Source organism: Nisaea nitritireducens (genome assembly GCF_014904795.1).
Lineage (GTDB): Bacteria > Pseudomonadota > Alphaproteobacteria > Thalassobaculales > Thalassobaculaceae > Nisaea > Nisaea nitritireducens.
The window spans coordinates 116,347-138,727 of sequence record NZ_JACZFS010000036.1; the positions used below are offsets into that span (position 1 = coordinate 116,347).

At 60.6% G+C, this 22,381-nt stretch carries 19 protein-coding genes; 9 read left to right on the forward strand and 10 right to left on the reverse strand.

What is annotated here, in order from left to right; translation table 11 throughout:
- Window positions 1–89 precede the first annotated feature (89 nt).
- From ribA to IG629_RS12845, 3 genes are all read left to right on the forward strand, one after another.
- Window positions 90–1,247, forward strand: coding sequence for a GTP cyclohydrolase II (gene ribA / locus IG629_RS12835; protein ID WP_226886662.1), 1,158 nt, complete (start codon window positions 90–92; stop codon window positions 1,245–1,247).
- Between the two features lie 75 nt (window positions 1,248–1,322).
- Complete coding sequence (locus tag IG629_RS12840; protein ID WP_193172334.1) at window positions 1,323–2,249, forward strand: hypothetical protein; 927 nt, start codon at window positions 1,323–1,325, stop codon at window positions 2,247–2,249.
- A gap of 59 nt (window positions 2,250–2,308) precedes the next feature.
- A complete protein-coding gene (locus tag IG629_RS12845) occupies window positions 2,309–2,848 on the forward strand; it encodes a L,D-transpeptidase family protein (protein ID WP_193172335.1) in 540 nt (179 codons plus the stop codon).
- On the opposite strand, the gene IG629_RS12850 is transcribed toward IG629_RS12845, so the two are convergent.
- From IG629_RS12850 to IG629_RS12870, 5 genes are all read right to left on the reverse strand, one after another.
- Window positions 2,845–3,552 (reverse strand): YggS family pyridoxal phosphate-dependent enzyme, encoded by a 708-nt coding sequence (locus tag IG629_RS12850; RefSeq protein ID WP_226886663.1) that lies wholly within the window; start codon window positions 3,550–3,552, stop codon window positions 2,845–2,847. The genes IG629_RS12845 and IG629_RS12850 overlap by 4 nt on opposite strands.
- Window positions 3,533–5,464 (reverse strand): tetratricopeptide repeat-containing sulfotransferase family protein, encoded by a 1,932-nt coding sequence (locus tag IG629_RS12855; RefSeq protein WP_193172336.1) that lies wholly within the window; start codon window positions 5,462–5,464, stop codon window positions 3,533–3,535. The genes IG629_RS12850 and IG629_RS12855 overlap by 20 nt, the downstream gene beginning before the upstream one ends.
- Window positions 5,465–5,484: 20 nt before the next feature.
- Window positions 5,485–6,330, reverse strand: a complete 846-nt coding sequence (locus tag IG629_RS12860; protein WP_193172337.1) for a sulfotransferase domain-containing protein — start codon at window positions 6,328–6,330, stop codon at window positions 5,485–5,487.
- Window positions 6,331–6,349: 19 nt separating this feature from the next.
- On the reverse strand, window positions 6,350–7,537 hold the full coding sequence (locus IG629_RS12865) for a JmjC domain-containing protein (RefSeq protein ID WP_193172338.1): 1,188 nt from the start codon (window positions 7,535–7,537) through the stop codon (window positions 6,350–6,352).
- 147 nt (window positions 7,538–7,684) lie between these two features.
- On the reverse strand, window positions 7,685–8,800 hold the full coding sequence (locus tag IG629_RS12870) for a porin (protein WP_193172339.1): 1,116 nt from the start codon (window positions 8,798–8,800) through the stop codon (window positions 7,685–7,687).
- A gap of 313 nt (window positions 8,801–9,113) precedes the next feature.
- Between IG629_RS12870 and IG629_RS12875 the strand changes: the two genes are divergently transcribed.
- The 4 genes from IG629_RS12875 (at window position 9,114) to holA (ending at window position 13,886) form a co-directional block, all read left to right on the forward strand.
- Window positions 9,114–9,665, forward strand: a complete 552-nt coding sequence (locus tag IG629_RS12875; RefSeq protein ID WP_193172392.1) for a DUF3576 domain-containing protein — start codon at window positions 9,114–9,116, stop codon at window positions 9,663–9,665.
- A 96-nt stretch (window positions 9,666–9,761) separates the two neighbouring features.
- Window positions 9,762–12,323, forward strand: coding sequence for a leucine--tRNA ligase (leuS, locus tag IG629_RS12880; RefSeq protein ID WP_193172340.1), 2,562 nt, complete (start codon window positions 9,762–9,764; stop codon window positions 12,321–12,323).
- 100 nt (window positions 12,324–12,423) lie between these two features.
- Window positions 12,424–12,834, forward strand: coding sequence for an LPS assembly lipoprotein LptE (gene lptE, locus IG629_RS12885; protein ID WP_193172341.1), 411 nt, complete (start codon window positions 12,424–12,426; stop codon window positions 12,832–12,834).
- A gap of 11 nt (window positions 12,835–12,845) precedes the next feature.
- Window positions 12,846–13,886 (forward strand): DNA polymerase III subunit delta, encoded by a 1,041-nt coding sequence (holA, locus tag IG629_RS12890; RefSeq protein ID WP_193172342.1) that lies wholly within the window; start codon window positions 12,846–12,848, stop codon window positions 13,884–13,886.
- A 6-nt stretch (window positions 13,887–13,892) separates the two neighbouring features.
- On the opposite strand, the gene IG629_RS12895 is transcribed toward holA, so the two are convergent.
- The 5 genes from IG629_RS12895 to mnmE all read right to left on the reverse strand — a co-directional run bounded on the left by IG629_RS12895 (window position 13,893) and on the right by mnmE (window position 19,750).
- Window positions 13,893–14,957, reverse strand: a complete 1,065-nt coding sequence (locus tag IG629_RS12895) for a ParB/RepB/Spo0J family partition protein (protein WP_319025077.1) — start codon at window positions 14,955–14,957, stop codon at window positions 13,893–13,895.
- On the reverse strand, window positions 14,954–15,781 hold the full coding sequence (locus tag IG629_RS12900; RefSeq protein WP_193172343.1) for a ParA family protein: 828 nt from the start codon (window positions 15,779–15,781) through the stop codon (window positions 14,954–14,956). The genes IG629_RS12895 and IG629_RS12900 overlap by 4 nt, the downstream gene beginning before the upstream one ends.
- On the reverse strand, window positions 15,753–16,379 hold the full coding sequence (gene rsmG / locus IG629_RS12905) for a 16S rRNA (guanine(527)-N(7))-methyltransferase RsmG (protein WP_193172344.1): 627 nt from the start codon (window positions 16,377–16,379) through the stop codon (window positions 15,753–15,755). The genes IG629_RS12900 and rsmG overlap by 29 nt, the downstream gene beginning before the upstream one ends.
- Window positions 16,380–16,408: 29 nt before the next feature.
- A complete protein-coding gene (mnmG, locus tag IG629_RS12910) occupies window positions 16,409–18,271 on the reverse strand; it encodes a tRNA uridine-5-carboxymethylaminomethyl(34) synthesis enzyme MnmG (protein WP_193172345.1) in 1,863 nt (620 codons plus the stop codon).
- A 117-nt stretch (window positions 18,272–18,388) separates the two neighbouring features.
- Complete coding sequence (gene mnmE, locus IG629_RS12915) at window positions 18,389–19,750, reverse strand: tRNA uridine-5-carboxymethylaminomethyl(34) synthesis GTPase MnmE (protein ID WP_193172346.1); 1,362 nt, start codon at window positions 19,748–19,750, stop codon at window positions 18,389–18,391.
- 102 nt (window positions 19,751–19,852) lie between these two features.
- On the opposite strand from mnmE, the gene IG629_RS12920 reads away from it, so the two are divergent.
- Both IG629_RS12920 and IG629_RS12925 read left to right on the forward strand, forming a co-directional pair.
- Window positions 19,853–21,880 carry a thioredoxin domain-containing protein gene (locus tag IG629_RS12920; protein ID WP_226886666.1) on the forward strand — a complete coding sequence of 676 codons (2,028 nt, stop codon included), beginning with the start codon at window positions 19,853–19,855 and terminating at the stop codon, window positions 21,878–21,880.
- A complete protein-coding gene (locus tag IG629_RS12925) occupies window positions 21,877–22,365 on the forward strand; it encodes a methylated-DNA--[protein]-cysteine S-methyltransferase (RefSeq protein ID WP_193172348.1) in 489 nt (162 codons plus the stop codon). The genes IG629_RS12920 and IG629_RS12925 overlap by 4 nt, the downstream gene beginning before the upstream one ends.
- The last annotated feature ends 16 nt before the right edge of the window (window positions 22,366–22,381 follow it).

Consider the following 22,381-nt stretch of genomic DNA (forward strand, 5'->3'; position numbering starts at 1 on the left):
ATCTGTGCACATCTCCTGTAACAGTGCGGGAGGGACAAAGCCGGTTCAAGGTGCTTGACCTCCGGCGCGGTCGGAAGATGATGCGGTCCATGACAGATACACTCCCAAATCAAGGTGCCGGCGCGCCCGCAGGCTCACCGACCCAGACCCATGTTGACCGGGCGATCTCCGAGCTGCGCCGTGGCGGCCTGATCCTGCTACACGGTTCGGCCGAGGAAAGCGTGCTGCTGGTCCTTGCCGCAGAAATGGCAAACGAGAGCGGGCTTGGTACAATGATCCGGCTCGCCGGCAGCCTGCCGTCGGTCATCGTGCCGAAGAACCGGGCACGCGATATCACCGGAAACCCGGAGCTTCCTGCCTATTCGAGCATGGCCCTCCCCAGAGGCGCCGATGCCGCCCTGATCCGGCAGATCGCCGATCCGCTGTTTGAGCCGGAGAAGTTCGGTGCGCTCGGTCGCGGCCTTACCGTGGTCCCGGTGCGCTCTGGCCGGCTGGGGCCGGCGGCGGTACAGCTCGCAAAATGGGCTCGGCTTCTGCCGTCTGTCGTTGTGGCCAGGCTGACCGATGTGAAAGTCGCCGACGCCGAATCCTGGGCGCATGGGCAGGGCCTCCTGTCAGTCAGTGTTTCGGACACCGAAGATTACGTCGCGGAAAGCGCGCGGCGCCTCACCAGGGTTGCCTCTGCGCGGGTACCCCTGGCGGATGCCGAGCAATCGCGCATCGTTGCATTCCGTCCTGCTGACGGTGGTGAGGAACATCTGGCAATCGTTGTCGGAGAGCTGGATGTCAGCCAGCCGGTTCTGGTCCGCCTGCATTCCGAATGCCTGACCGGTGATCTGCTCGGCAGCCTGCGTTGCGACTGTGGCGACCAGCTCCGGGGCGCCCTCCGGGAGATTGGCAAGCACGGGTCCGGAGTTCTGCTCTATCTGGCCCAGGAAGGCCGGGATATCGGTCTGATCAACAAGCTCCGAGCCTATCAACTTCAGGATCTCGGCAGCGATACTGTCGATGCCAATGAGCAACTTGGCTTCGAAGCGGACGAGCGGGTCTATCTGACCGCCGCCGAAATGCTGCACCAGCTCGGCGTCAATGCTGTCAGGCTGATGACGAACAATCCGGAAAAGATTGCCCAGCTCCGGAGCTCCGGGGTCAATGTGGTCGAACGGGTAGCTCATATTTTCCCGTCCAATACCCACAACGAAGAGTACCTGCGGACCAAAGCGAACCGCACAGGCCATCTTTTCTAGGAAAACCGGGTTTTTACAACGCCACCTGTCAGTGGTACGCGGCTTGCATCAAAGCGGGGCAAAGGAGCCTTCGCGATGGATGTCAGTCAAACGGCAGCACAACCGGCCTGGTGGTCACAATCCTCCCCGAGCGGAGAATTGGACCTTAAAGAGGATATGTACAAGCCGGCTCAGGTCGCCTCCGAAGCCGATGATGGCGGCTGGGGTCCTGACGGTTTCGGTTTCGACGATTTCGTAGATATCGTAAATCCGCTGCAGCACCTGCCATTTATTTCCACCCTCTATCGGGAATTCACCGGCGACACGATTGCGCCTGCGGCTCGTACCGCTGGAAGCGCACTTTATGGCGGACCCGCAGGCCTGGTGGCCGGCGTCGCAAACGTGATGTTTGAGGCGGAGGGCGGCTCCGATATCGGTGCGACGATGATTGCTGAGCTTAAGGGGGCCGGAACCACGCCAGCGAATGCCAATGCCCTCCCGGCAGAAGAGACGCTGCTGGCTGAAGCGCCGCAGACATCATCTCCGTCACCGGTACCCACCCCGACCGATGGCGCGATCACACCGGCTGCCGATCAACGCAGTTTTGCTGTTGCCGGCGTACAGACCGCCAGTACGGATGCCGCCATGACGCCCGAGGCCATGGCCGCCTACGCCCGGGCAAGTGCCCTTACAGCGCCGACGCCCGGCAGCGGTTCGGTGGACTGGACCAGTGGCGTGATCACGCAGCCCGCTGCCGAGGCCAGCCCCGGCATCCAGTCAGTTTCCGGAGGGGGCCTCGATGCCCTGATCCGCAGCAGCCAGGCGAAGACTGCAACACGGCGGCGTGGTCCAGCCTTGCCGATGCTGGTGCAGCCCGGCCTGAAAACCCGCGGCGCCCAGGCTCCGGCGAGCGAACCCGCTCTGCCGATCGACCCCTCTCAGCGTGCCGGGTTGGCGGATTGGATGATGAAGGCGCTCGATAAATATGGAACCATGAAAGTCAGTGGTAGCGGCGTCGGGTAAACCCCATCAGACGCCACTTTCCGGCGTCTGACAGGAGTGCCCCCTTGGACCGTCCCCCTTTGGATCTCATCCTCCGCCGTGAGCAAAACGGCTCCCATAGCATCGTGCTGGATGGACATGCCTTGACCTGCGCTATCGGCAAAGGCGGCGTCCGCGAAGACAAGCGCGAGGGTGATGGCGCAACGCCGATCGGGCAATTTCCCTTTCGGCGGATTTTCTACCGGGCAGATCGCCTGGAGCATATTCCCGGATGCCCGGATGCGATCCCGATCGAAGAGGATCATGGCTGGAGCGACGATCCGGCTGACCCGGAACAGTACAACCGGCTGGTCAAACTGCCTTATCCGCACTCTCATGAATGCCTGAAGCGCGAGGATGCGGTCTACGATGTGGTCGTAGAGCTGGGATACAATGATTCGCCGCCAACTCCAGGCCGCGGCAGCGCGATTTTCATGCATGTGGCCCGGCCGGACTATTCCGGAACGGAAGGCTGCATCGCATTGGCCCTTCCCGATCTGCTGCGGGTCCTGGAGCAGGCCGGGGGCAACGGCACCGTTGTTGTACCGCCAGAGCTTGCTGACAAAAGCGGGCCGTCTTAACCGGCGGGCTTCAGCCTGTCACCGAAGATAGCCGTGCCGACGCGGACGTGGGTCGCGCCGAACTCGATCGCAACCTCATAGTCCCCGCTCATACCCATGCTGAGCTTTTCCAGCCCATGGCGCAGGGCAATTTCACGCAACAAGGCGAAATGGAGCGCCGGCTCGTCATCCGCCGGGGGAATACACATCAGGCCGACGACGTTCAGGCCATGCTCGTCCCGGCACGCCTCGATGAACGCATCCGCATCGCCCGGCAGGACGCCTGCTTTCTGGTCTTCCTCGCCGGTATTAACCTGCACGAAACACTCCAGCGTCCGGCCCTGCTTTTTCATTTCCGCAGCCAGAACCCGGGCCAGTTTGGGCCGGTCGACCGTCTCGATCACATCAAAGAGCGCAATGGCGTCCGCCGCCTTGTTGGTCTGCAGCGGGCCGATCAGATGCAACGTCACGTCAGGATAGCGGGCCTTCAGCTCCGGCCATTTTCCCTGCGCTTCCTGCACCCGGTTCTCGCCGAAAATACGCTGCCCTTCCACGAGGGCCGCCTCGACCTTCTCCACCGGCTGCACCTTGCCAACAGCGACCAGCGTGACATCTCCGGGTGCCCGGCCAGCTGCCTTTTCAGCAGCCTCGATCTGTGCCTTCACAGCCCGGAGATTGGCCCCGACATCAACCGTCGCACCCGCCTCAGCCATCTGCTGTTCCATTACTCTCGTCCCCATATCCGAACGCTTTTATTTCTGGTCGGAGTTCCTCGGCAACCACTTCCATGGCCGGGCCATAACGCTTCCACCGCGCGACCGCATGACCATAGAGCGGCTGTGTCACCTGCGCATAGCTAGGCGTCGCGATGTGTCCGCGCCGACGCGCATGTTCATGGAACCCCATCATCCGATCATCCCAATCCAAACCGAGAAATCGCAACACCGGCTCGGCCGCAGCCTGAAGATCACGGGTCATGTCCTCATATTTCACCGTCACTATGCCGGGCTTCAGGTGCTCCACATAAAGCCGCCAGAGACCGAAAACCTCACGATAGAAACGGGCTGTATCCGGCAATGAGCAGAAAACCGCCATGGAATGGTTCAGATTGAAATTCTGCATCAGGCAACTGAGGCAGACATCGCACGGATGCCGGAGAGCGAGGATAAACCGCGCCTTCGGAAAGATCCTCATAATCAAGCCTGCGTGCACAATATTGAGCGGCATCTTGTCGATATAGACAGCACCTTCAGACGGCACCAGAAACCGGTCCCGTTCTGCGAAATACGCGGCCCGCATTTCCGCACGCACGTCTTCCGGAAGGCTTTCCAGCGCACTCGGATATCCTGCCGTCACTGCCAACCGGGCAGAGAGCCCGGAGATAAGCGGGCGCTCCTCGAGCACCTGCACTCCAGGGTGCGCATCAAGGACCTGGTCGAGAAGGGTGGTTCCGGAGCGCGGAAAGCCGACAAGAAATACGGGATCTGTCTCACCCACCTTGCCTTGCGGACCATTGTCGGCCCAGGACGGTGCGTTTTTGAATGCCGACGTGAGAGTCTCAACCTCGGCGAAGGCCCGCTCGGGATCGACAAGTCCCCCTCGAAACTCTTTCATCTGGGTCCGGTTTGCGCTCTCGAACCAGGTAAAAGCGTCGGCGTAGTGCCCTTGGGAGTCGAGGGACTGCGCAAGCTCGAAACCGAGGCGATGCATATCCGGACCCGGCACAGCCCCCTCAAGTGCCTCCCGCAGACAGGAAGTTGCTTCATCAAAGCGTTTGAGACGCCTCAGCGCCCGGCCCTCAAGCGCCACGAGATACTGTTTTCCTGGCTCCAGCCACAATCCCCGACGGGCAACCGACAGCGCGGCTTCCATTGCCGACGTCCGGTCCAAAAGCTCCGCCAGCATTGTATAGGACGCAACCTGAGACGGATCGAAGATCAAGGCACGGGTGGCTAGCCGGACCCCTCGATCCGCATGCCCCGTATCGCGAGAATAGACTGCGAGTGCCCGCAAGGCACGCGGGTCCGAGGCACCGCTCTCCGCCAGCCTGTCAAACAGTGCTCGGGCCTCGTCAAAACGCCCGGTCGCGACATAAATGCCCGCCAGATTGCCTTGAATCTCAATGCTGTCATCACCCAGCATCGCCCGTTCCAAGGCAACCGCCGCCCGATGCAAATCACCCTGGCCGCGATAGATCAGGGCAAGATTGTTCAACACCGCCGGGTCGTCCCCTTGGCGCAGCGCAATTTCCAGAGCCGGAGCCGCTTCATCATGCCGACCCATTTCCAGCAACGCGGTTCCGTAAAGCTTCTGGACCGCGGGATTATCCGCGAAGCGGCCCGCAAAAGGACCAAGCAACTCCAGCGCTTCCGTGGGCAATCCGCGATGAAGCTGAACCTGAGCCAGATTGATGATTATCTGAGGCTCCGACGGCGCCTGCGCGCGGGCTTTCTCCAGCGCCTTGGCCGCCCGATCGAAATCACCGCCGGAAGCCTCGATCATGCCGGCCATATAATATGGCCGCCAATCGCTGCCGGCCTTACGGAGTATCCGGGCATAGCGCTCCCGCGCCTCGCGCCAACGGCCTGCACTCGCGAGTTTGCGGATCGGATCGAAGTCAGATAGCTGCATGGACATGATTGCAGGCACTCATTGGCTCAGACACGGGGTTTCCCGGATTTGAAAACATAACCCAGCTCCAGAAGCAGATCATAATGCCGCTCCGTCAGGCGTTTTACATGATCGTCGCTCAAAAGGTCCCGATACCCGCCAACCCCGCCCGAGCGGAAGAATTTCTGCGATTGATGCACGCGTTCGCGGAAGCCGCTCTGTTTTTCCTGACCGGAGACCACCCTGAAACTGCTGTTCTTGATCGCCCGCTTCAGCCGTTCGGGGTTTTTCGGCACTCCTAGATAACGCATGAAAGAGCCAAAGGCCTTCATCGGGCTCTTGACCATGTCCTCGTATCTCAGCGTCAGCGGATTGAAGTTCTCCACCGCGTGCCAGCTGCGGTAATGGTCTGTCCAGGTACCAAGGACCTGAAAGACCGCCGCCGGACTGGTCCGCGTGGTCTGCAACCCCGAGGTCATTGCCTCGACCGCATCGTCAAGCGTGAGCCGATAGTGATCCGCATAGGAAACCGTCACATCGAACACATTACGCACGACATAGGCCGCGCCCGCCGTGCATTCGAGATAGATGAGCGGCCGCCCCTCATGCATTGCAAGCGCATTGTGGGTCTTCACGATGGTCGTCTGTGCTTCCTGCGCCCATTGCTTTTGCAGGGGCTCGCGCAATGCATGCAGCTCGGCATCGCTCATTTCCTGTAGCGGCTTTCCGGCGATCTTCTCGTAGAGCGGCCCCATCATATCGCCGTAGCGGACCACGCCGAGCTCATTGATCGAGACCGGCTCCGCACTGTTGCGGAACAGGTTCTCGATAAAGACCCGGAGCCAGGTGTTGCCGGACTTTGGAAAGGATGCGAGCCAGAGGATGCCGCTCATGAAGTCTTGCCAGCCCAGCTCATCCGCGCAGGCGCCAGATCACGCGACTCTGGTCCAGCGCTTTGAGCAAAGGCTCGAGGTGCGCGGCGCGCTCGGGGAATTTCGCACGCAGATCCGAAAGCCAAAACTCCTCTGACTTCACGATATAGTCGGCAACCGCGAAATCGTCCTTGGTGATATCGAGCGTAAAGCCTTCCCCGGTAAGCGTCGCAGCCTGACCACGGCGGGCCAGTTTCAGCGGGCGGCGGGTCACCATGAAATTGATGTCGGGTGTGCGGTCAGGCAGCGTATGCCGGACAACTTTGTCAGCGACTTTGCTCATCAGGACGCTGCGAACATGGCTGTGAAACTCGGGACGGGCCATATGATTGGCAACCCGTTTTCCAAGCTCGGTTATGTAGTCTTCCATGTCTGTCCCATCATCAAAATGTGGGATTCGTTTCCGGAAAAACTCATCCTGATGCAGGAAGGGCGCAAGCATCGAGAGCGAGGTGTGGCCATCGACATAGGTCGCGCCGAAAGACAGATGCAGCGAGGCTGTATCGGTGGTCATTGCATCGTGATAGAGGCCGCGCGGAAGATAGAGTACATCGCCCGGGCGCATCACGATCTGCTGCATGATTTCGCCCTTTTGCCGATCATGCTGCTCGCGGGAAAAATCGCCCGGACGTACTTGCGGGACGTCGATCGCTTCGTTCACGCGGCCGCGATAGATGTTCCAGGTCTTCTCACCCTCAACCTGGACCGCGAACACGCACATCGTGTCAAAATGTGAGTGATAGGCCTGAACGCTCTTCCAGGAACAGTACGCGTTGCAGGAAACATGTGTTCCCGTCAGGCGCTCGATAAAGCGTGTGGCGTCCTGGATAGAGGGATGAATGCCCTCGATATAGTCGAGAACCAGACTGGCACCCTTCGACATCAGGAAGCGGACGCGCTCCGGGTCTGGAACCAGCACGTTCATGCCCTTCCGGTCGAGCCCCGGACGGCAATACTGCTCGGACGGCAGGACGTTTCCGTCAACTGCCATCTCCATATAGTTGGCGTGCCAGAGCTTGGAGCGATTGACCAGATCGTTCATCTGATCCCAGTTGAACAGATCGCTGACGGGATCGAAGGCCCCCTGCTCGAAATAGTAGGCCTTGTCCCAGTAGTCTTTCAGGAACTGATCGCGTGTGATTTTCTTGAAGAAAGTCTCGAACTGCACCGTCTTGCCCCCAGATACCGGTTGGTAGGTGATCTGTATAACAAGGACGTTGTGAGTTCCAGAGGGCAAGCCGCTTACTGAAGAGATAAGCAAAAGAAAAGGGGCCGCGCGAGGCGGCCCCTTCCCATAGTCCCTAACCCGTTTGGATTAGAAGGACACTTTCATGCCGACGACGAAATAGGTGCCGTCGGTTTCGCTGTTGCCAACCGACGCGGTGTTGTCGGTGGTCAGCTCGGTATAACCGAGAGTGGCGGCTGCGGTGACACCCGGGCCCAGAGCGTACTTGCCGTTCAGGGAGTAGGTGTTGTGCTCGCCGTCGTTGGTGATCACGCCACCGGTGTTGATCGCATCGCTTTCGCCATGGAAGTAGTTCAGGCTGACGCCCCACGGACCGGTCGCATAAGCAGCACCGAGAGCGTAACCGGTTTCTTCGTCACCGGACGTGGTGCCTTCGCTGGCAGCATAAGCGGCACCGAGGGAGAAACCGCCGAAACCAGCGGTAGCACCGAAGGAATAAGCAGCCGGATCTTCATTGCCAGCCACACCGTCGGTGAAAGCACCGTAACCAGCGGACAGGCCGAGGTTGAAGCCGTCGAAGTCGCGCTTGAAGTTGGCAGCGATGGCATAACCATCGGACACTTCGGTGGTGCGATCAACGGTACCGTTGTCATCCTGGCCGGATTCCGGAATGTAGGACACACCGAGCTGGAAGCCTTCGATACGCGGCGTATAGTAGGTCAGCTTTTCGGAGTCGTTTGTGCGGCCCGGCTCAACGTTGGTGGAACCGAACGGGCTGCGGAAGAAGCCGCCGGAAGCACCGACCGAGTTCGGAACCCACGCGGTCTGGTCACCGGAGTTGATGCCGATACCGTAGTCAGACGGACCGTAGTTCATCTTGTAAAGCGCGGAGTTTTCAGAACCCAGGTTGATCTCACCAAAGTTGCCTTTGACGATCAGGTAGGATTCATCAATCTGGTCGTTGCCCTGATTGGCGCCATTGGTGTTGGCTTCGAGCTGGACATTGACGCCGACAGAGATGCCGTTGTCGAGGGTGGTCATGCCCTTGAAGTGGATTTCCGCATCAGAGACGATAGCGAAGCCCTGATAATCAGCAGAGCTTTGATCGTCAGCAGTCGTATAGCCGAACCACTGTTCCATGTAACCACCGACAGACACTTTAAGCTTTTCAGCAGCGTCGACGGACGGTGCAGCGATCATGCCAGCGGCAACAATCGCAGTCGTTCCGAGAAGAATCTTTTTCATCTTTTCCCCTACTCCCGAGAGTCATCGGTTAAGTAACGTGGTAAGTTGTTTGCAGACAATCTGCCTAACCCCCTAACCTCACGTCACAGCATCACTATTCTCTCGCCATATGACCGTCAAGAAAGACAGACCGGGCATTTATGCAAATGTGTCTCAATGTGGCGAAAATGCCACAAATCGGTGGCTGCGCTTGTATTTATCGGGATTCTTGCATGCAGAACCGGCGTGATCATATGTCAAGTTGTTCACGGGCAAGAGAAACGGTAAAAGGCGTCTCGTCCGTATCGAAACGCGAGTGCGAGTCTTGGCTGATATGAAAATTCCGGGTCTTCTGGAGCTAAACAAGAGCCTGCGCCTGCTGGCGCTGCTTGGGGTGGCATCCCTTACGGCATGTTCAGGTGCTGATATCGAGTATGAGTATCCGCGCTCCGGTGCCGGAGGAAAACCGACCTACGAGAAAGAAGAAAAGATCTTTGGCGAGGACGGCTTCACGCTGCTCGGGAGCGATGTGGACGACCAGCAGGCTTCTGTCGGCTCCGGCATTGCCGTCAACAGCTACCTCTGGCGCGCCTCTCTCGACACGATCTCCTTCATGCCTCTGGCCTCGGCAGATCCGTTCGGCGGCGTCATCATCACCGATTGGTATTCGCCGCCAGACACGCCGAGCGAACGCTTCAAGATCAATATCTTCATCCTCGACCGCGCATTGCGGTCCGACGGCATAAGGGCAAAGGTCTTCAAGCAGAAGCTCGCGGCATCCGGCCAGTGGCAGGATCTGGGCATAGAAGAAAAGCTGCACAGAGACCTCGAGGACGCGATTTTGACGCGGGCGCGGCAATTGCGCATCGGTTCCACCAAGAACTGACCCTCTCTCGTCCAGATGCATTTTGGCACCGGCCCCGATACAGGCCGGACCATCACAGAAGACCAGGCGCAGAGCGCCACCGACTAAGGCCAAGCGATGTCCCGTTATAATTTCCGTGAAACCGAAACCAAATGGCAGCGTGCCTGGGAAGAGAACCGCTGCTTCGAAGTGACGGAAGACCCGGCCAAGCCGAAGTATTATGTGCTTGAGATGTTCCCCTACCCGTCGGGGCGCATCCATATGGGACATGTCCGGAATTACACGCTCGGCGATCTGGTTGCCCGCTACAAGAAAGCCAAAGGCTTCAACGTTCTGCACCCGATGGGCTGGGATGCCTTCGGCCTGCCGGCGGAAAACGCCGCCTTCGAGCGTGGCGTTCATCCGGCGAAATGGACGCATGAGAACATCGCTTCGATGCGTGACCAGCTGAAGACCATGGGTCTGTCCTACGACTGGCGCCGTGAGATCGCGACCTGCGATCCGGACTATTACCAGCATGAACAGAAGATGTTCATCGACTTCTACAAGGCTGGCCTCGCCTACAAGAAGGAAAGCTGGGTCAACTGGGATCCGGTCGAAAACACCGTACTGGCGAACGAGCAGGTGATCGACGGCATGGGCTGGCGCTCCGGCGCGCCTGTCGAAAAACGCCTGCTGTCCCAATGGTTCCTGAAAATCACGGAATATGCCGAGGACCTGCTGCAGGCCCTTGAAGGCCTGGACCGCTGGCCGGACCGGGTCACACTGATGCAGCATAACTGGATTGGCAAATCCGAAGGCGCCCGTGTCTTCTTCAAACTGAAGAATGCGGACGACAAGCTTGAGGTCTTCACCACCCGGCCGGATACGCTGTACGGCGCCTCCTTCTGTGCGATCGCGGCCAATCATCCGATCGCGGCGAAGGTTGCCGAAAACAATCCCGCCCTGGCCGAGTTCATCGCCGAATGCAACCGCATGGGCACCAGCGAGACCGAGATCGAAACCGCCGAGAAGAAAGGCTTCGATACCGGCCTCAAGGTCACGCATCCGCTGGACGACAGCTGGGAGCTGCCGATCTATGTCGCGAATTTCGTGCTCATGGAATACGGCACCGGCGCCATCTTCGGCTGCCCGGCGCACGATCAGCGCGATCTGGATTTTGCCCGGAAATACGATCTGCCGGTGACCCCCGTGGTTCTGCCGCCGGAAGCCGATGCCGACAGTTTCGAAGTCGGCACCGAAGCCTATACCGGCCCCGGCAAGATCTACAATTCGGACTTCCTGGATGGTTTGTCCGTCGAAGACGCCAAATCAACAGTTGCCGAGCGCCTGCAAGGTGCCGGACAGGGTGAGAAAACCACGACCTACCGTCTGCGCGACTGGGGCGTATCCCGTCAGCGCTATTGGGGCTGTCCGGTTCCTTTCATCCATTGCCCGGATTGTGGCGAGGTTCCCGTTCCGGAAGCCGACCTGCCGGTGGAGCTGCCGGAAGATGTCGATTTCGAGGGTACCGGCAATCCGCTGGACCGGCATCCGACCTGGAAGCATGTCACCTGCCCGAGCTGCGGCGGCAAGGCCGAGCGCGAGACCGACACATTCGATACCTTCTTTGAATCCTCCTGGTACTTCGCCCGTTTCGCGGATGCCAAAGCCGAAAATGCCTTCTCCAAGGAAGCGGCCGAGTATTGGCTTCCGGTGGATCAGTATATCGGCGGCATCGAGCATGCGGTCCTGCATCTGCTCTATTCCCGCTTCTTTACCCGCGCGCTCAACAAGTGCGGTTATCTGGATCTCGACGAGCCGTTCGCCGGCCTGATGACCCAGGGCATGGTCTGCCACGAGACCTTCAAGGATCAGAACGGCGCCTGGCTGTTCCCGACCGAGGTCCGCAAGGAAGGTGACAACTACGTCACGATCAAAGACGGTGCGCCGGTCAAGACCGGCCGCATCGAGAAAATGAGCAAGTCGAAGCGCAACGTGGTCGATCCGGAAAACATCATCGGATCCTACGGCGCAGACACGGCTCGCCTGTTCATGCTTTCGGACTCCCCGCCCGAACGGGATCTGGAATGGACGGAGTCCGGCGTAGACGGCGCCTGGCGTTATCTCAGCCGCCTCTGGCGCTTGATCACCGAGCCCGCGAAACCCTTCGCTCCGCATGGCACAGCCCGGCCGGCCGATATCGGCAAGGCTGCGGAAGCGGCTGAGCGCGCGACACATAAAGCGATCAAGGCAATTGAAGAGGCCGTGGAACGGTTTCGCTTCAACACTGCGGTCGCTCAGGTCCGCGAACTCAGCAACAGCCTTGCAGAGCTCGATGGCGACGATGACGGCTCAGCCTGGGCGCGGCGCTTCGGTTACGAAACGCTGGTCCGGCTGATCGAGCCGATGGTGCCGCACATTGCCGAGGAACTCTGGCAGCAACTCGGCGGTGAAGGCATGCTGACGGACCGGCCCTGGCCGAACTTCAATGAAGCCCTCGTCACCGACGACACGCTGACCATCGGCGTTCAGGTGAACGGCAAACTGCGTGGCACAATTGAGGTGGCGCGCGACGCCGACAAGGGACTGGTTGAAGAAGCCGCCCTTGCCGTTGAAAATGTGCAGAAGATACTTGAAGGTAAACCGCCGCGCCGCGTGATCGTGGTGCCGAACAAGATTGTGAATATCGTTGCCTAGGTCGCGAACAGCTCTCGTTCTCCTTCTTCTGCTGACGCTCGGCGCCTGCGGATTTCAGCCGGTTTATGGCACGCGGAGTCCGGGCAACGCGAACAGCAGCGTGACGAGCGACCTGGCCGCCATCAAGATCGCTCCGATCGCCGACCGCGCCGGCCAGTTGCTCCGCAACAGCCTGCAGGACAAGCTGACACCGCGGGGCGTTCCGGCCCGGGCCCGTTACCGGCTTGATGTCCGCCTGACCGAAAATCGCTCTGATCTTGTGATCCTGAAGGATTCCACCTCGACCTTTTCCAAGGTCCGGTTTGTCGCGGATTTCGTACTGGTGGATCTGACAAATGGCCAGCCGGTCAATCGTGGCCAGGCTGAGTCCACCACAACCTTCAACCGGGTGGATTCCGATTTCGCCATTCTTGCGGCGGAGAAGGATGCTAGGCGCCGGGCCGCTGATGAAATCGGCGAAGATATCCGGCTTCGGCTCGGTCTCTATTTCAACCGCATTCGCGGCACCTGACCGGATAAGCGATGAAGCTGAAATCCAACGAGATTGCTGGTTTCATCCGCCGCCCGCCGGACAGTGTCGGGGCCGTTCTGATCTATGGCGCCGATGGCGGACAGGTTCGCGAAGTCTCTGATAAAATTGCCAAAACTATCGTCGAGGATCTGTCGGACCCGTTTCAGGTCGCGGATCTTACGCCGGAAGTTCTGAAAGACGAGCCAAGCCGCGTTGCCGATGAGGCCGCAGCGATTTCACTGACCGGTGGTCGTCGTCTCGTTCGCTTGCGCGGCGCAACCGATACGGTGACCGCCGCTGCGGAGCTGGCACTGAACGCCGAGACCGGCGATAGCATGATCATCATCGAGGCCGGCGCCCTTGAAGCCCGCTCGAAGCTCCGCAAACTTTTCGAGACAAGCAAGAGCGCGGCCGCCATCCCCTGCTATCTCGACAGCGGTGCAGGACTGGACGCGGTGATCCGGGAAACACTCGGCTCTTTCGAGGTCCGGGCCACGCCGGATGCCCATGCCTACATGATGGAGCATCTGGGCGGTGATCGGCGGGTCACGCGATCTGAGCTTGAGAAGCTTGCGCTCTATGTCGGCAAAGGTGGCGAAGCGAGCCTCAAGGATACGCAGAGCATGGTCGGGGACAGCAGCGCCCTCGCCCTTGACCAGATTGCGATCGCGGTGGCCAGCGGCGATATAACAGCCGCCGACCGCCTGCTCCGGCGTGGCTATGCGGACGGACTTAATCCGGTCGGTGTCCTCAGAGCGGCGATCCGGCATTTTCAGCGCCTGCATCGGGCCGCGTCGCATATCGCCGCCGGCGACAGTGCAGACCAGGCCGTGCAGAAGTTAAGGCCGCCATTATTCTTCGCCGTGAAGCCTGCCTTCATGGCTCAGCTCAGATCCTGGCCAATTCAGCGGCTTCGTCTCGCTTTGACCAGGCTTTCCGAGGCTGAAACGCTCTGTAAGTCCACAGGAACGCCGGATCTCTCTGTTGCGGGGCAGACCCTGCTGGGACTTGCTTACAGTGCCGCCAGAGGGCGTCCTAGAGGGTCGCGATAAACCGGTTCAGGCCGGTTTCGCCGTATCGCCCTCTTCCATCGGGTCGCTGAAGTCGATCGAATTGCCATCCGCACCGGCAATCTCGTCCGCCGGCTCTTCATCGTAGTCCGGAACGTCCGCCAGAAATCCGGACATGGCCGGCGCACTCATGTCGGCCGACACCGTCCTTGGCGCGCTCATGATCGCTAGCAGCGAGTCCAGTTGCTCCAGGGACTCATACCGGATCATCACCGCGCCCGACTGACCGTCGACGCCCGCGGCGATTTCCACATGCAGCCCGAGCGTGTCCGAAAGATCCTTTTCAAGCGCCCTGGTATCCGCGTCTTTCTCTGCCGATTTTTTCTGCCGGGGCCGACGCGACGCCGAGGGTGAGGAAGGCTGCTTCTCTTTCTGCACCAGACGCTCGGTCTCGCGCACATTGAGATGACGCCGGACAACTTCGGAAACCAGTGCCGCCGGATGCTCCGCCGTCAGCAGAGCCCGGGCATGACCAGCCGAAATATCCCCATCTTCGAGATGCGTTCTGACCTCAGCCGGTAGTGCCAGGAGACGCATCATGTTAGCGACGTGACTCCGGCTCTTTCCAACGGCTTGCGCCACATCGGACTGGGAGTGGCCATGGCCGTCCACGAGGCGTTGGTAGCCCTCCGCCTCTTCCAATGGGCTGAGATCCTCGCGCTGCACATTCTCGATGATCGCGATCTCGAGCGCTTCGCGGTCATCGAACTCGCGGATCTGAGCCGGGATCTCATGGAGCTGCGCACGCTGGGCCGCCCGCCAGCGGCGTTCGCCAGCGATGATCTCGAACGTGCCGTCCCGGTCCGGATCCCGCCGCAGCAGGATCGGCTGGATGACACCCTTCTCGCGAATGCTCTCGGCAAGCGCCTCGAGCTCGTCTTCGTTGAAAATGCGGCGTGGCTGGAAACGGCCCGGATGGACATGCTCAATCGGCACCGTCCGGCTTTGCTGCATCCGGTCGACCGAGCCGGTCTCCGAACCGTCCTCGCCAAGCAGAGAGGCAAGCCCCCGTCCGAGGCGGCGTTTCTTTGCGCTGCCCTCTTCCGTACTCACGCGGCAATGCTCCTTTCGCGCTTCATCACTTCGCTGGCCAGATGGATATAGGCCTGCGAGCCGGTGCAGCGCATATCATAGACAATCACCGGCAGCCCATGAGACGGGGCTTCCGAGATCCGCACGTTGCGCGGGATCACCGTCCGGTAAACCTTGTCCCCGAAATGCTCCCGCACATCCTCTGCGACCGCAAGGGAGAGATTGTTGCGGCGATCGAACATGGTCAGCACCACGCCCTGGATTTCCAGGTCCGGATTGAAAGCCTGACGGATCCGCTCGATGGTCCGCATCAGCTGGCTGAGACCTTCCAGCGCATAGAACTCGCATTGCAGCGGCACCAGCACCGCGTCGGCCGCGACCAGCGCGTTCAGGGTCAGCAGCCCAAGCGAGGGCGGGCAGTCGATCAGGATATAATCATAAGTGTTCCGACCGGCGGCGAGATGCCGGACCAGAGCTTCGCGGAGGCGGAACTCACGATCTTCCATGGTGACCAGTTCGATCTCCGCGCCGGACAGGTGGACGGAGGACGGAACAATGGAAAGTCGGGGAACATCGGTTTCCGTGATCGCTTCGGAAATCGGCGAAGCGCCAATCAGGACCGAGTAGGAGTCATTCTCACGATTATTGCGCGGGACGCCGAGTCCGGTGCTCGCATTGCCCTGCGGATCGAGGTCGATCACCAGGACCTTTTTCTGACAGGCCGCAAGCGCGGTCGCGAGGTTGATGGCTGTCGTGGTCTTGCCAACCCCACCTTTTTGATTAACAACCGCCAAAATCCGGGGCGCTACGGCTGCATCACCCCTCAGCACCATTGCTTCTGACATATGATATGCCCTCCAAGCGCAAGAGACATCCCTCGGGGTCCGACCAGCTCGGGGTGAGGGTTTCAGCCATATTCCACCTTTCCCGTGCAGTAGTCAATTCCTTCTGGACAGCCCTACCCTTCAGGAAGAGGCAACGCCCGTCCTCCTTGAGGTGTGGCTTGGAGTAGTCGAGTAATACGTCGACAGTCGCAAGAGCACGCGCCGTGACTACATCTACATCTAGTGGCTCGAGTTCCTCAATCCTACAAGAGTGAACCGTCGCCTGGGCTCCGCAGGCCCGCGCCACTTCCCGCAGAAAGACCGATTTTCGCTGATCGGATTCACACAGATGCACATCCCGTGCGCCCATGATCGCCAGGACCATCCCGGGGAAGCCGGCCCCGCTTCCGAGGTCGAGAACACGATTGTGGTTTTCGGGTAATTCAGGAAAGACCTGTGCGGAATCCAGAAAGTGCCGCCGCCAGATATCGCTGAGCGTATTTTTGGATACGAGATTGATGGCCCGCTGATAACGCTCGACCATTGCTGCGTAGATCTTAAGCCGCTCCAGCGTTTCACGTGAAACGCCGGCGCGTGCTGCAAACTCTTCTGGGTTCACGCTGTTTCCGTCCTCAGAGGGGGCCGTATTCAAGCGGCGTCTTGCTTAGCCAAACGCCTGACATACCGCAGGAGCAGGATCACGGCCGCTGGCGTCACACCGTCGATCCGGGCGGCCTGCCCGATGGTACGCGGCGCCACCTTGATGAACTTCTCGCGCACCTCGTTAGAGAGGCCGGAGATCGCCGCATAATCGAGACCTGCCGGGATCTCAAGCGCCTCGTCCCGACGATAGGCCGCAACGTCGACCTCCTGCCGCTCTATATACCCGGCATATTTCGCATCGATCTGCACCTGCTCGGCTACGGCCGGCTCCAGAGCGCCAAGATCAGGCCAGAGCGCGGCAAGCGCATCCCAGCTGACTGTGCGATACCCGAGCAGATCGTAAGCACTCCGCCAAACGCCATCCTGGTTGACCTTGATCCCGGCTTTCTGAAGCGCGTTGGGTGTATCGCCAAGCTTCACAGCGAGCGCCCGGCCGTGCTGGATCGCGCCAAGCTTCGTCTCGAACAGCCCTGCCCGCTCCGCACCGACACAGCCTATTTCCATGCCTTTGTGCGTAAGCCGCTGATCCGCATTGTCGGCCCGCAGCCGCAGCCGGTATTCGGCGCGGGAGGTCAGCATGCGATAAGGCTCGCTCACTCCCTTGGTCACCAGGTCGTCGATCAGGACACCGATATAGGCATCCGCACGATCCAGCACTAAATCCCGGTCCTGGCCGCCGGTTTGGAGCGCGGCGTTCACACCGGCCATCAGGCCCTGCGCCGCAGCTTCTTCATACCCGGTCGTTCCGTTGATCTGCCCGGCGAAATAAAGCCCCGGAATCTTCTTGGTCGACAAGGTGTGGGAGAGCTCGCGCGGATCCACATAATCATATTCGATCGCGTATCCCGGGCGGATGATCCGGGCATTCTCCAGACCGGGAATGGTCTTGAACATTTCCGCCTGAACATCGGCCGGTAGCGATGTCGAAATTCCGTTCGGATAAACCGTCGGATCATCAAGCCCTTCAGGTTCCAGAAAGATCTGATGCTGAGAGCGGTCTTCGAACCGGACCACCTTGTCCTCGATAGAGGGGCAGTAGCGCGGCCCGACCCCTTCGATCCGCCCGCCATACATGGCAGACCGGTGTAGGTTGTCCCTTATGACCTGATGGGTTTCAGGGTTCGTATAGGTGATATGGCAGCTGATCTGCGGCACCGTGATGCGGTCCGTCAGATAGGAAAACGGCTCTGGCGGATCGTCCGCTTTCTGCTCCTGCAGACCAGACCAGTCGATAGTTGTTCCATCCAGCCTTGCCGGAGTCCCTGTCTTGAGCCGTCCGAGCCTGAAGCCGAAGCGGCCGAGCGTTTCAGCAAGCGCGACAGACGGTGCATCGCCGACCCGGCCAGCGGGGCGCCGCTCCTCACCCAGATGGATCTCGCCGCGCAGGAACGTACCGGTCGTCAGCACAACGGCACCGGCTTTGATCTCCCGGCCGCCATCGACAACGATCCCTGCAATCGCACCGGACTCGTCCAGCAACAGGTCTTCGACGGAAGCCGCTTCGATCGTCAGGTTTTCCTGGTTCTCGAGCAGATCCCGTATAGCCGCGCGATACAGTGCACGATCCGCCTGGGCGCGAGGACCGCGAACGGCTGGGCCCTTGCTCCTGTTCAGCATGCGGAACTGGATGCCTGCCCGGTCGATGGCCCGGCCCATGATGCCATCAAGCGCATCCACCTCGCGCACGAGGTGCCCCTTGCCGAGCCCCCCGATTGCCGGGTTGCAGGACATCTCTCCGATAGTCTCGATCTTATGGGTGGCGAGAAGCGTGCGAGCGCCCATCCGGGCCGCTGCTGCGGCCGCTTCGCAGCCTGCATGGCCGCCGCCAACGACTATCACGTCGTACATCGCGTCCGTCTCCGGATCAGTGCGGAAAATATGTAGCCCAAAATGCTGTGACGCCCGGCAAAAGGCAATCTCTGTTTCGCGATATCCGCTCTGCATGTTTCACGTGAAACAGAGCCTCTATTTGCCGATGCAGAACTCCGAGAACACAAGATCGAGGATTTCCTCGATATCAACCGCTCCCGTCACACGTCCCAGCGCCCGCGCCGCCAGCCGCAAGTCCTCAGCCACGAGGCCGTATTCAACATCAAACTCATCCGCCTCAAACGCACATTGTGTGAGCGCGCGCCGCAAATGCTCCAGGGATTCCGTCAAGCCTTCACGATGCCTGGTCCGTGTAATCGCCGGCGCTTCACCCAGATCCATCAAGACCGCAGCTTTCTCGGCAATCATTGCCAGAAGCCGATCCATGCCTTCACCCGTTGCCACGGAAATCGCGATACGGTCCTTGTCGGACTGGCCTCGATCGGCATCGGGAAGTAAATCAGTTTTGGTCGCGATCAAGATCCGCTCGGCATCTCCGGAAGCCGGCACCGCCTTTTCCCCCTCGCCGGTAGAGCGCGCGTCCGCCAAATCAAGGACCAGGTCAGCCGTCTCAGCCCAGGCACGCGCCCTGCGAATGCCCTCGGACTCGATAAAGTCAGCCCCTTCTCGGAGTCCTGCCGTATCCGCTACCAGGATGGGATACCCCGAAATGTCCAGATGGATCTCGATGACGTCTCGTGTCGTACCCGCTACGTCGGACACTATCGCCGCATCCCTTTTGGAGAGCCAGTTCAGGAGGGAAGACTTACCAGCGTTCGGGGGGCCTATAATGGCCATACGCAGGCCGTCTCGAAGGCGCTCCCCCCGTCCGCCGTCATCCAGATGAGCCGAAATCGACGCATCAAGGTCATACACCTGGCCCCGGATCCCATCCCAGACCTCCGGTGGCAGATCCTCGTCCGGAAAATCGACCAGCGCCTCGATATGGCCGAGCACCCGAAGCATCCGTTGCCGCCAATCCTGGTACAGCGCGCCCAACGCGCCCCTGCTCTGCCGCCGTGCCTGAAGCCGTTGGGCTTCCGTCTCCGCATCCACCAGATCGGCGATGCCTTCCGCGGCTGTCAGATCCATTTTGCCGTTGAGCACCGCACGGCGGGAAAACTCGCCCGGCTCGGCCATCCGGTATCCCGGCTGGGCCGCCAGCGCCCGCAGCATTGCGGACTGCACGGCACGGCCGCCATGCATCTGATACTCCACCACGTCCTCGCCGGTGAAACTGGCAGGGCCCGGAAAGGCCAGAATCAGACCGTCATCAATCGCGCCTTCACTGTCGGAAACCGTCGCCCGCACGGCCATCCGCGGCTCAAGCCCGATCAGCCCCGTCAGGCGCTGCAATCCCTCGAATGCGGCCGGGCCGGATACCCGGAACATGGAAACGCCAGCGCGCCCAGACGCGGTGGCAAGCGCGTAAATCGTCTCTTCCGCCGATCCGTTCATTCCGTTCCCAACTCCCGTGCCGCACACAGCGCTGGACCTCATGGGTCCAAGCCCTCACCTTTGGCCTAAGAATACCGCAAACCCCGACCCCGGATGCCGTACATGCGCAACGAGCTCGACAAGGAAACCAGCCCCTATCTGCTGCAGCACAAAGACAACCCGGTGCATTGGCAGACCTGGTCCGAAGACACCATCGCCGCGGCGCGCCGGGCGGACAAGCCGATCCTGCTTTCCGTCGGATATGCCGCTTGCCACTGGTGCCATGTCATGGCCCACGAAAGCTTCGAGGACCCGGATACCGCAGCGGTGATGAACGAGCTGTTCGTCAACGTCAAGGTAGATCGGGAGGAGCGGCCGGATCTCGACATGATCTATCAGACCGCGCTCGCCATCACAGGCCAGCAAGGGGGCTGGCCGCTTACAATGTTCCTCACGCCCGAGGGTGCACCGTTCTGGGGCGGCACATATTTTCCGCCTGATAATCGCTATGGCCGGCCGGCTTTCCGGGACGTGCTGCGCCAGATCGAAGGCGTCTACCGGGAAGACCCCGGCCGCGTTGCCAGCAATGTCACGGCCATCGCGCAACGTCTGGAAACTGTGTTCGCCGGCAACCCTGGCACGCGCATTCCGCTGGAGGCCGCGCCGGAAGTCGCCGCGCAATTCCTCTCTCAACATGACCCGATCTATGGCGGCATCGGCGATGCACCCAAATTCCCCCAGCCGACCATCCTGAAGTTCCTCTGGCGGACGGGCCAGCGGACCCGGAACAGCCAGATGCTGCAGGCTGTGCGGACTTCCGTCACCGCCATGTGCGAGGGCGGGATCTACGATCATCTGGGGGGCGGCTTCGCGCGCTATTCGACCGACGCGGAATGGCTGGCACCGCATTTCGAGAAGATGCTCTACGACAATGCCCAGCTGGTCGCATTGATGGTTGAAATGCAGCGCCAGGACCCGAACCCGCTCTATGAGCAGCGTATCCGGGAGACAATCGACTGGCTGTTCCGGGAGATGGTTTCGGACGGCGGCGGTTTCGCCTCCTCTCTCGACGCGGACAGTGAGGGCGAGGAAGGCAAGTTCTACGTCTGGAGTGCGGAAGAGATCTCCGAAATCCTGACGGAAGCCGGGCACGATGCCGCGCTCTTCGCAGAGCATTACGACGTGACGCCCGGCGGCAATTGGGAAGGCACGGTGATCCTGAACCGGCGCCACCGCAAAGGCCCCTTCCCTGAAGATATCGAGGCCAAGCTGACCGCTGCCCGCCAGCACCTCCTGACCCGGCGCGAGAAACGCATCCGCCCGGGCTGGGACGACAAGGTGCTGGCCGACTGGAACGGCCTTATGATCGCGGCACTCGCCGACGCGGCAATCCTGCTGGGGGAGGCGGACTGGCTCGCCCGTGCCGAAGTCGCCTTCGCCTTCATCACGAGCAATATGCAGAAAGACGGGCGCCTGCTGCATGCCTGGAGGAACGGTCAGGCGAAACATGCGGCCACCCTGGACGACTATGCGAACATGATCCTTGCGGCGCTTTCCCTCGAAGCCGCGACCGGAAAGCCGGCTTATCTGGAAAAGGCCGAAGCCTGGATCGCTGTCCTCGATCTGCATTTTCGCGATCCGAAGGACGGCGCCTATTTCTTCACTGCGGACGATCAGACGGACCTGATGCTGCGGACCAAGACCGCGATCGACAATGTGACCCCGGCCGGAAACAGTACGCTGGTGGAGTGCCTGGCCCGGCTCTGGCTCCTGACCGGGAAGTCGGCCTATGCAGAGAGCGCCGACAACTTGACCAAGGCTTTCGCCGGATCTTTCCAGCAACAGCCGCAGGGCTTTCCCGGCCTGCTCAACGGCATGGAATGGCTCCTGCACGGCCGACAAATCGTCATTGTCGGCGACCCGGATACGGCCGAAAACAGAGCAATGGTCACTGCCGCCCGCACCGCTGGCCGAGCCCTTTCGACCGTGCAGGTCATCCGGGACGGCATCGCCCTTCCGGACAATCATCCCGCCCACGGAAAGGGACCTGTCGACGGCGCGCCCGCCGCCTATCTCTGCGTCAATCAGGTTTGCTCCGCGCCGGAAGTTGATCCGAAAGCATTCCAAGCCGCGCTTGAGGCCCGGCCGTGAGCGAGCCTCGTCAGCACAGCTTCAACAGCCCCATCGGCCGTATTCACCTGACCGAAACAGGTGGCGCCATTACAGGTCTGACATGGGTTTCACGTGAAACATCTAAAGCTCATTCCGATAACGCAATGACAAGTTTGCTCGCGGAAGCAGAGCGTCAGATCCATGCCTACTTTGCCAAGACGCTCAAGGATTTTGATCTGCCACTTGCTTTTGACCGGGGCTCCCCCTTCGAGCAATCGGTGTGGCGGGCCATGCAGGAAATCCCCTTCGGAACAGTCTGGACCTACGGTGATATCGCGGACCATGTCGGCGGCGTCGCCCGAGCGGCGGGCGGTGCCTGCGGGTCAAACCCGATCCCCCTCATCATACCCTGCCACCGGGTGGTCGGAAGCAACGGCAAGCTGACCGGCTTTTCCGGCGATGGCGGCATCGCCACCAAGCAGCAGTTGCTCGATCATGAATCAGACCAACTCTCCCTGTTTTGACGGACACCCATGCCGC

Coding starts and splice junctions, on each gene's coding strand:
- ribA (WP_226886662.1), top strand. CDS start 90: ATGACAGATACACTCCCAAATCAAGGTGCCGGCGCGCCCGCAGGCTCA.
- IG629_RS12840 (WP_193172334.1), top strand. CDS start 1,323: ATGGATGTCAGTCAAACGGCAGCACAACCGGCCTGGTGGTCACAATCC.
- IG629_RS12850 (WP_226886663.1), bottom strand. CDS start 3,552: ATGGAACAGCAGATGGCTGAGGCGGGTGCGACGGTTGATGTCGGGGCC.
- IG629_RS12855 (WP_193172336.1), bottom strand. CDS start 5,464: ATGTCCATGCAGCTATCTGACTTCGATCCGATCCGCAAACTCGCGAGT.
- IG629_RS12860 (WP_193172337.1), bottom strand. CDS start 6,330: ATGAGCGGCATCCTCTGGCTCGCATCCTTTCCAAAGTCCGGCAACACC.
- IG629_RS12870 (WP_193172339.1), bottom strand. CDS start 8,800: ATGAAAAAGATTCTTCTCGGAACGACTGCGATTGTTGCCGCTGGCATG.
- IG629_RS12875 (WP_193172392.1), top strand. CDS start 9,114: ATGAAAATTCCGGGTCTTCTGGAGCTAAACAAGAGCCTGCGCCTGCTG.
- leuS (WP_193172340.1), top strand. CDS start 9,762: ATGTCCCGTTATAATTTCCGTGAAACCGAAACCAAATGGCAGCGTGCC.
- holA (WP_193172342.1), top strand. CDS start 12,846: ATGAAGCTGAAATCCAACGAGATTGCTGGTTTCATCCGCCGCCCGCCG.
- IG629_RS12900 (WP_193172343.1), bottom strand. CDS start 15,781: ATGTCAGAAGCAATGGTGCTGAGGGGTGATGCAGCCGTAGCGCCCCGG.
- mnmG (WP_193172345.1), bottom strand. CDS start 18,271: ATGTACGACGTGATAGTCGTTGGCGGCGGCCATGCAGGCTGCGAAGCG.
- mnmE (WP_193172346.1), bottom strand. CDS start 19,750: ATGAACGGATCGGCGGAAGAGACGATTTACGCGCTTGCCACCGCGTCT.
- IG629_RS12920 (WP_226886666.1), top strand. CDS start 19,853: ATGCGCAACGAGCTCGACAAGGAAACCAGCCCCTATCTGCTGCAGCAC.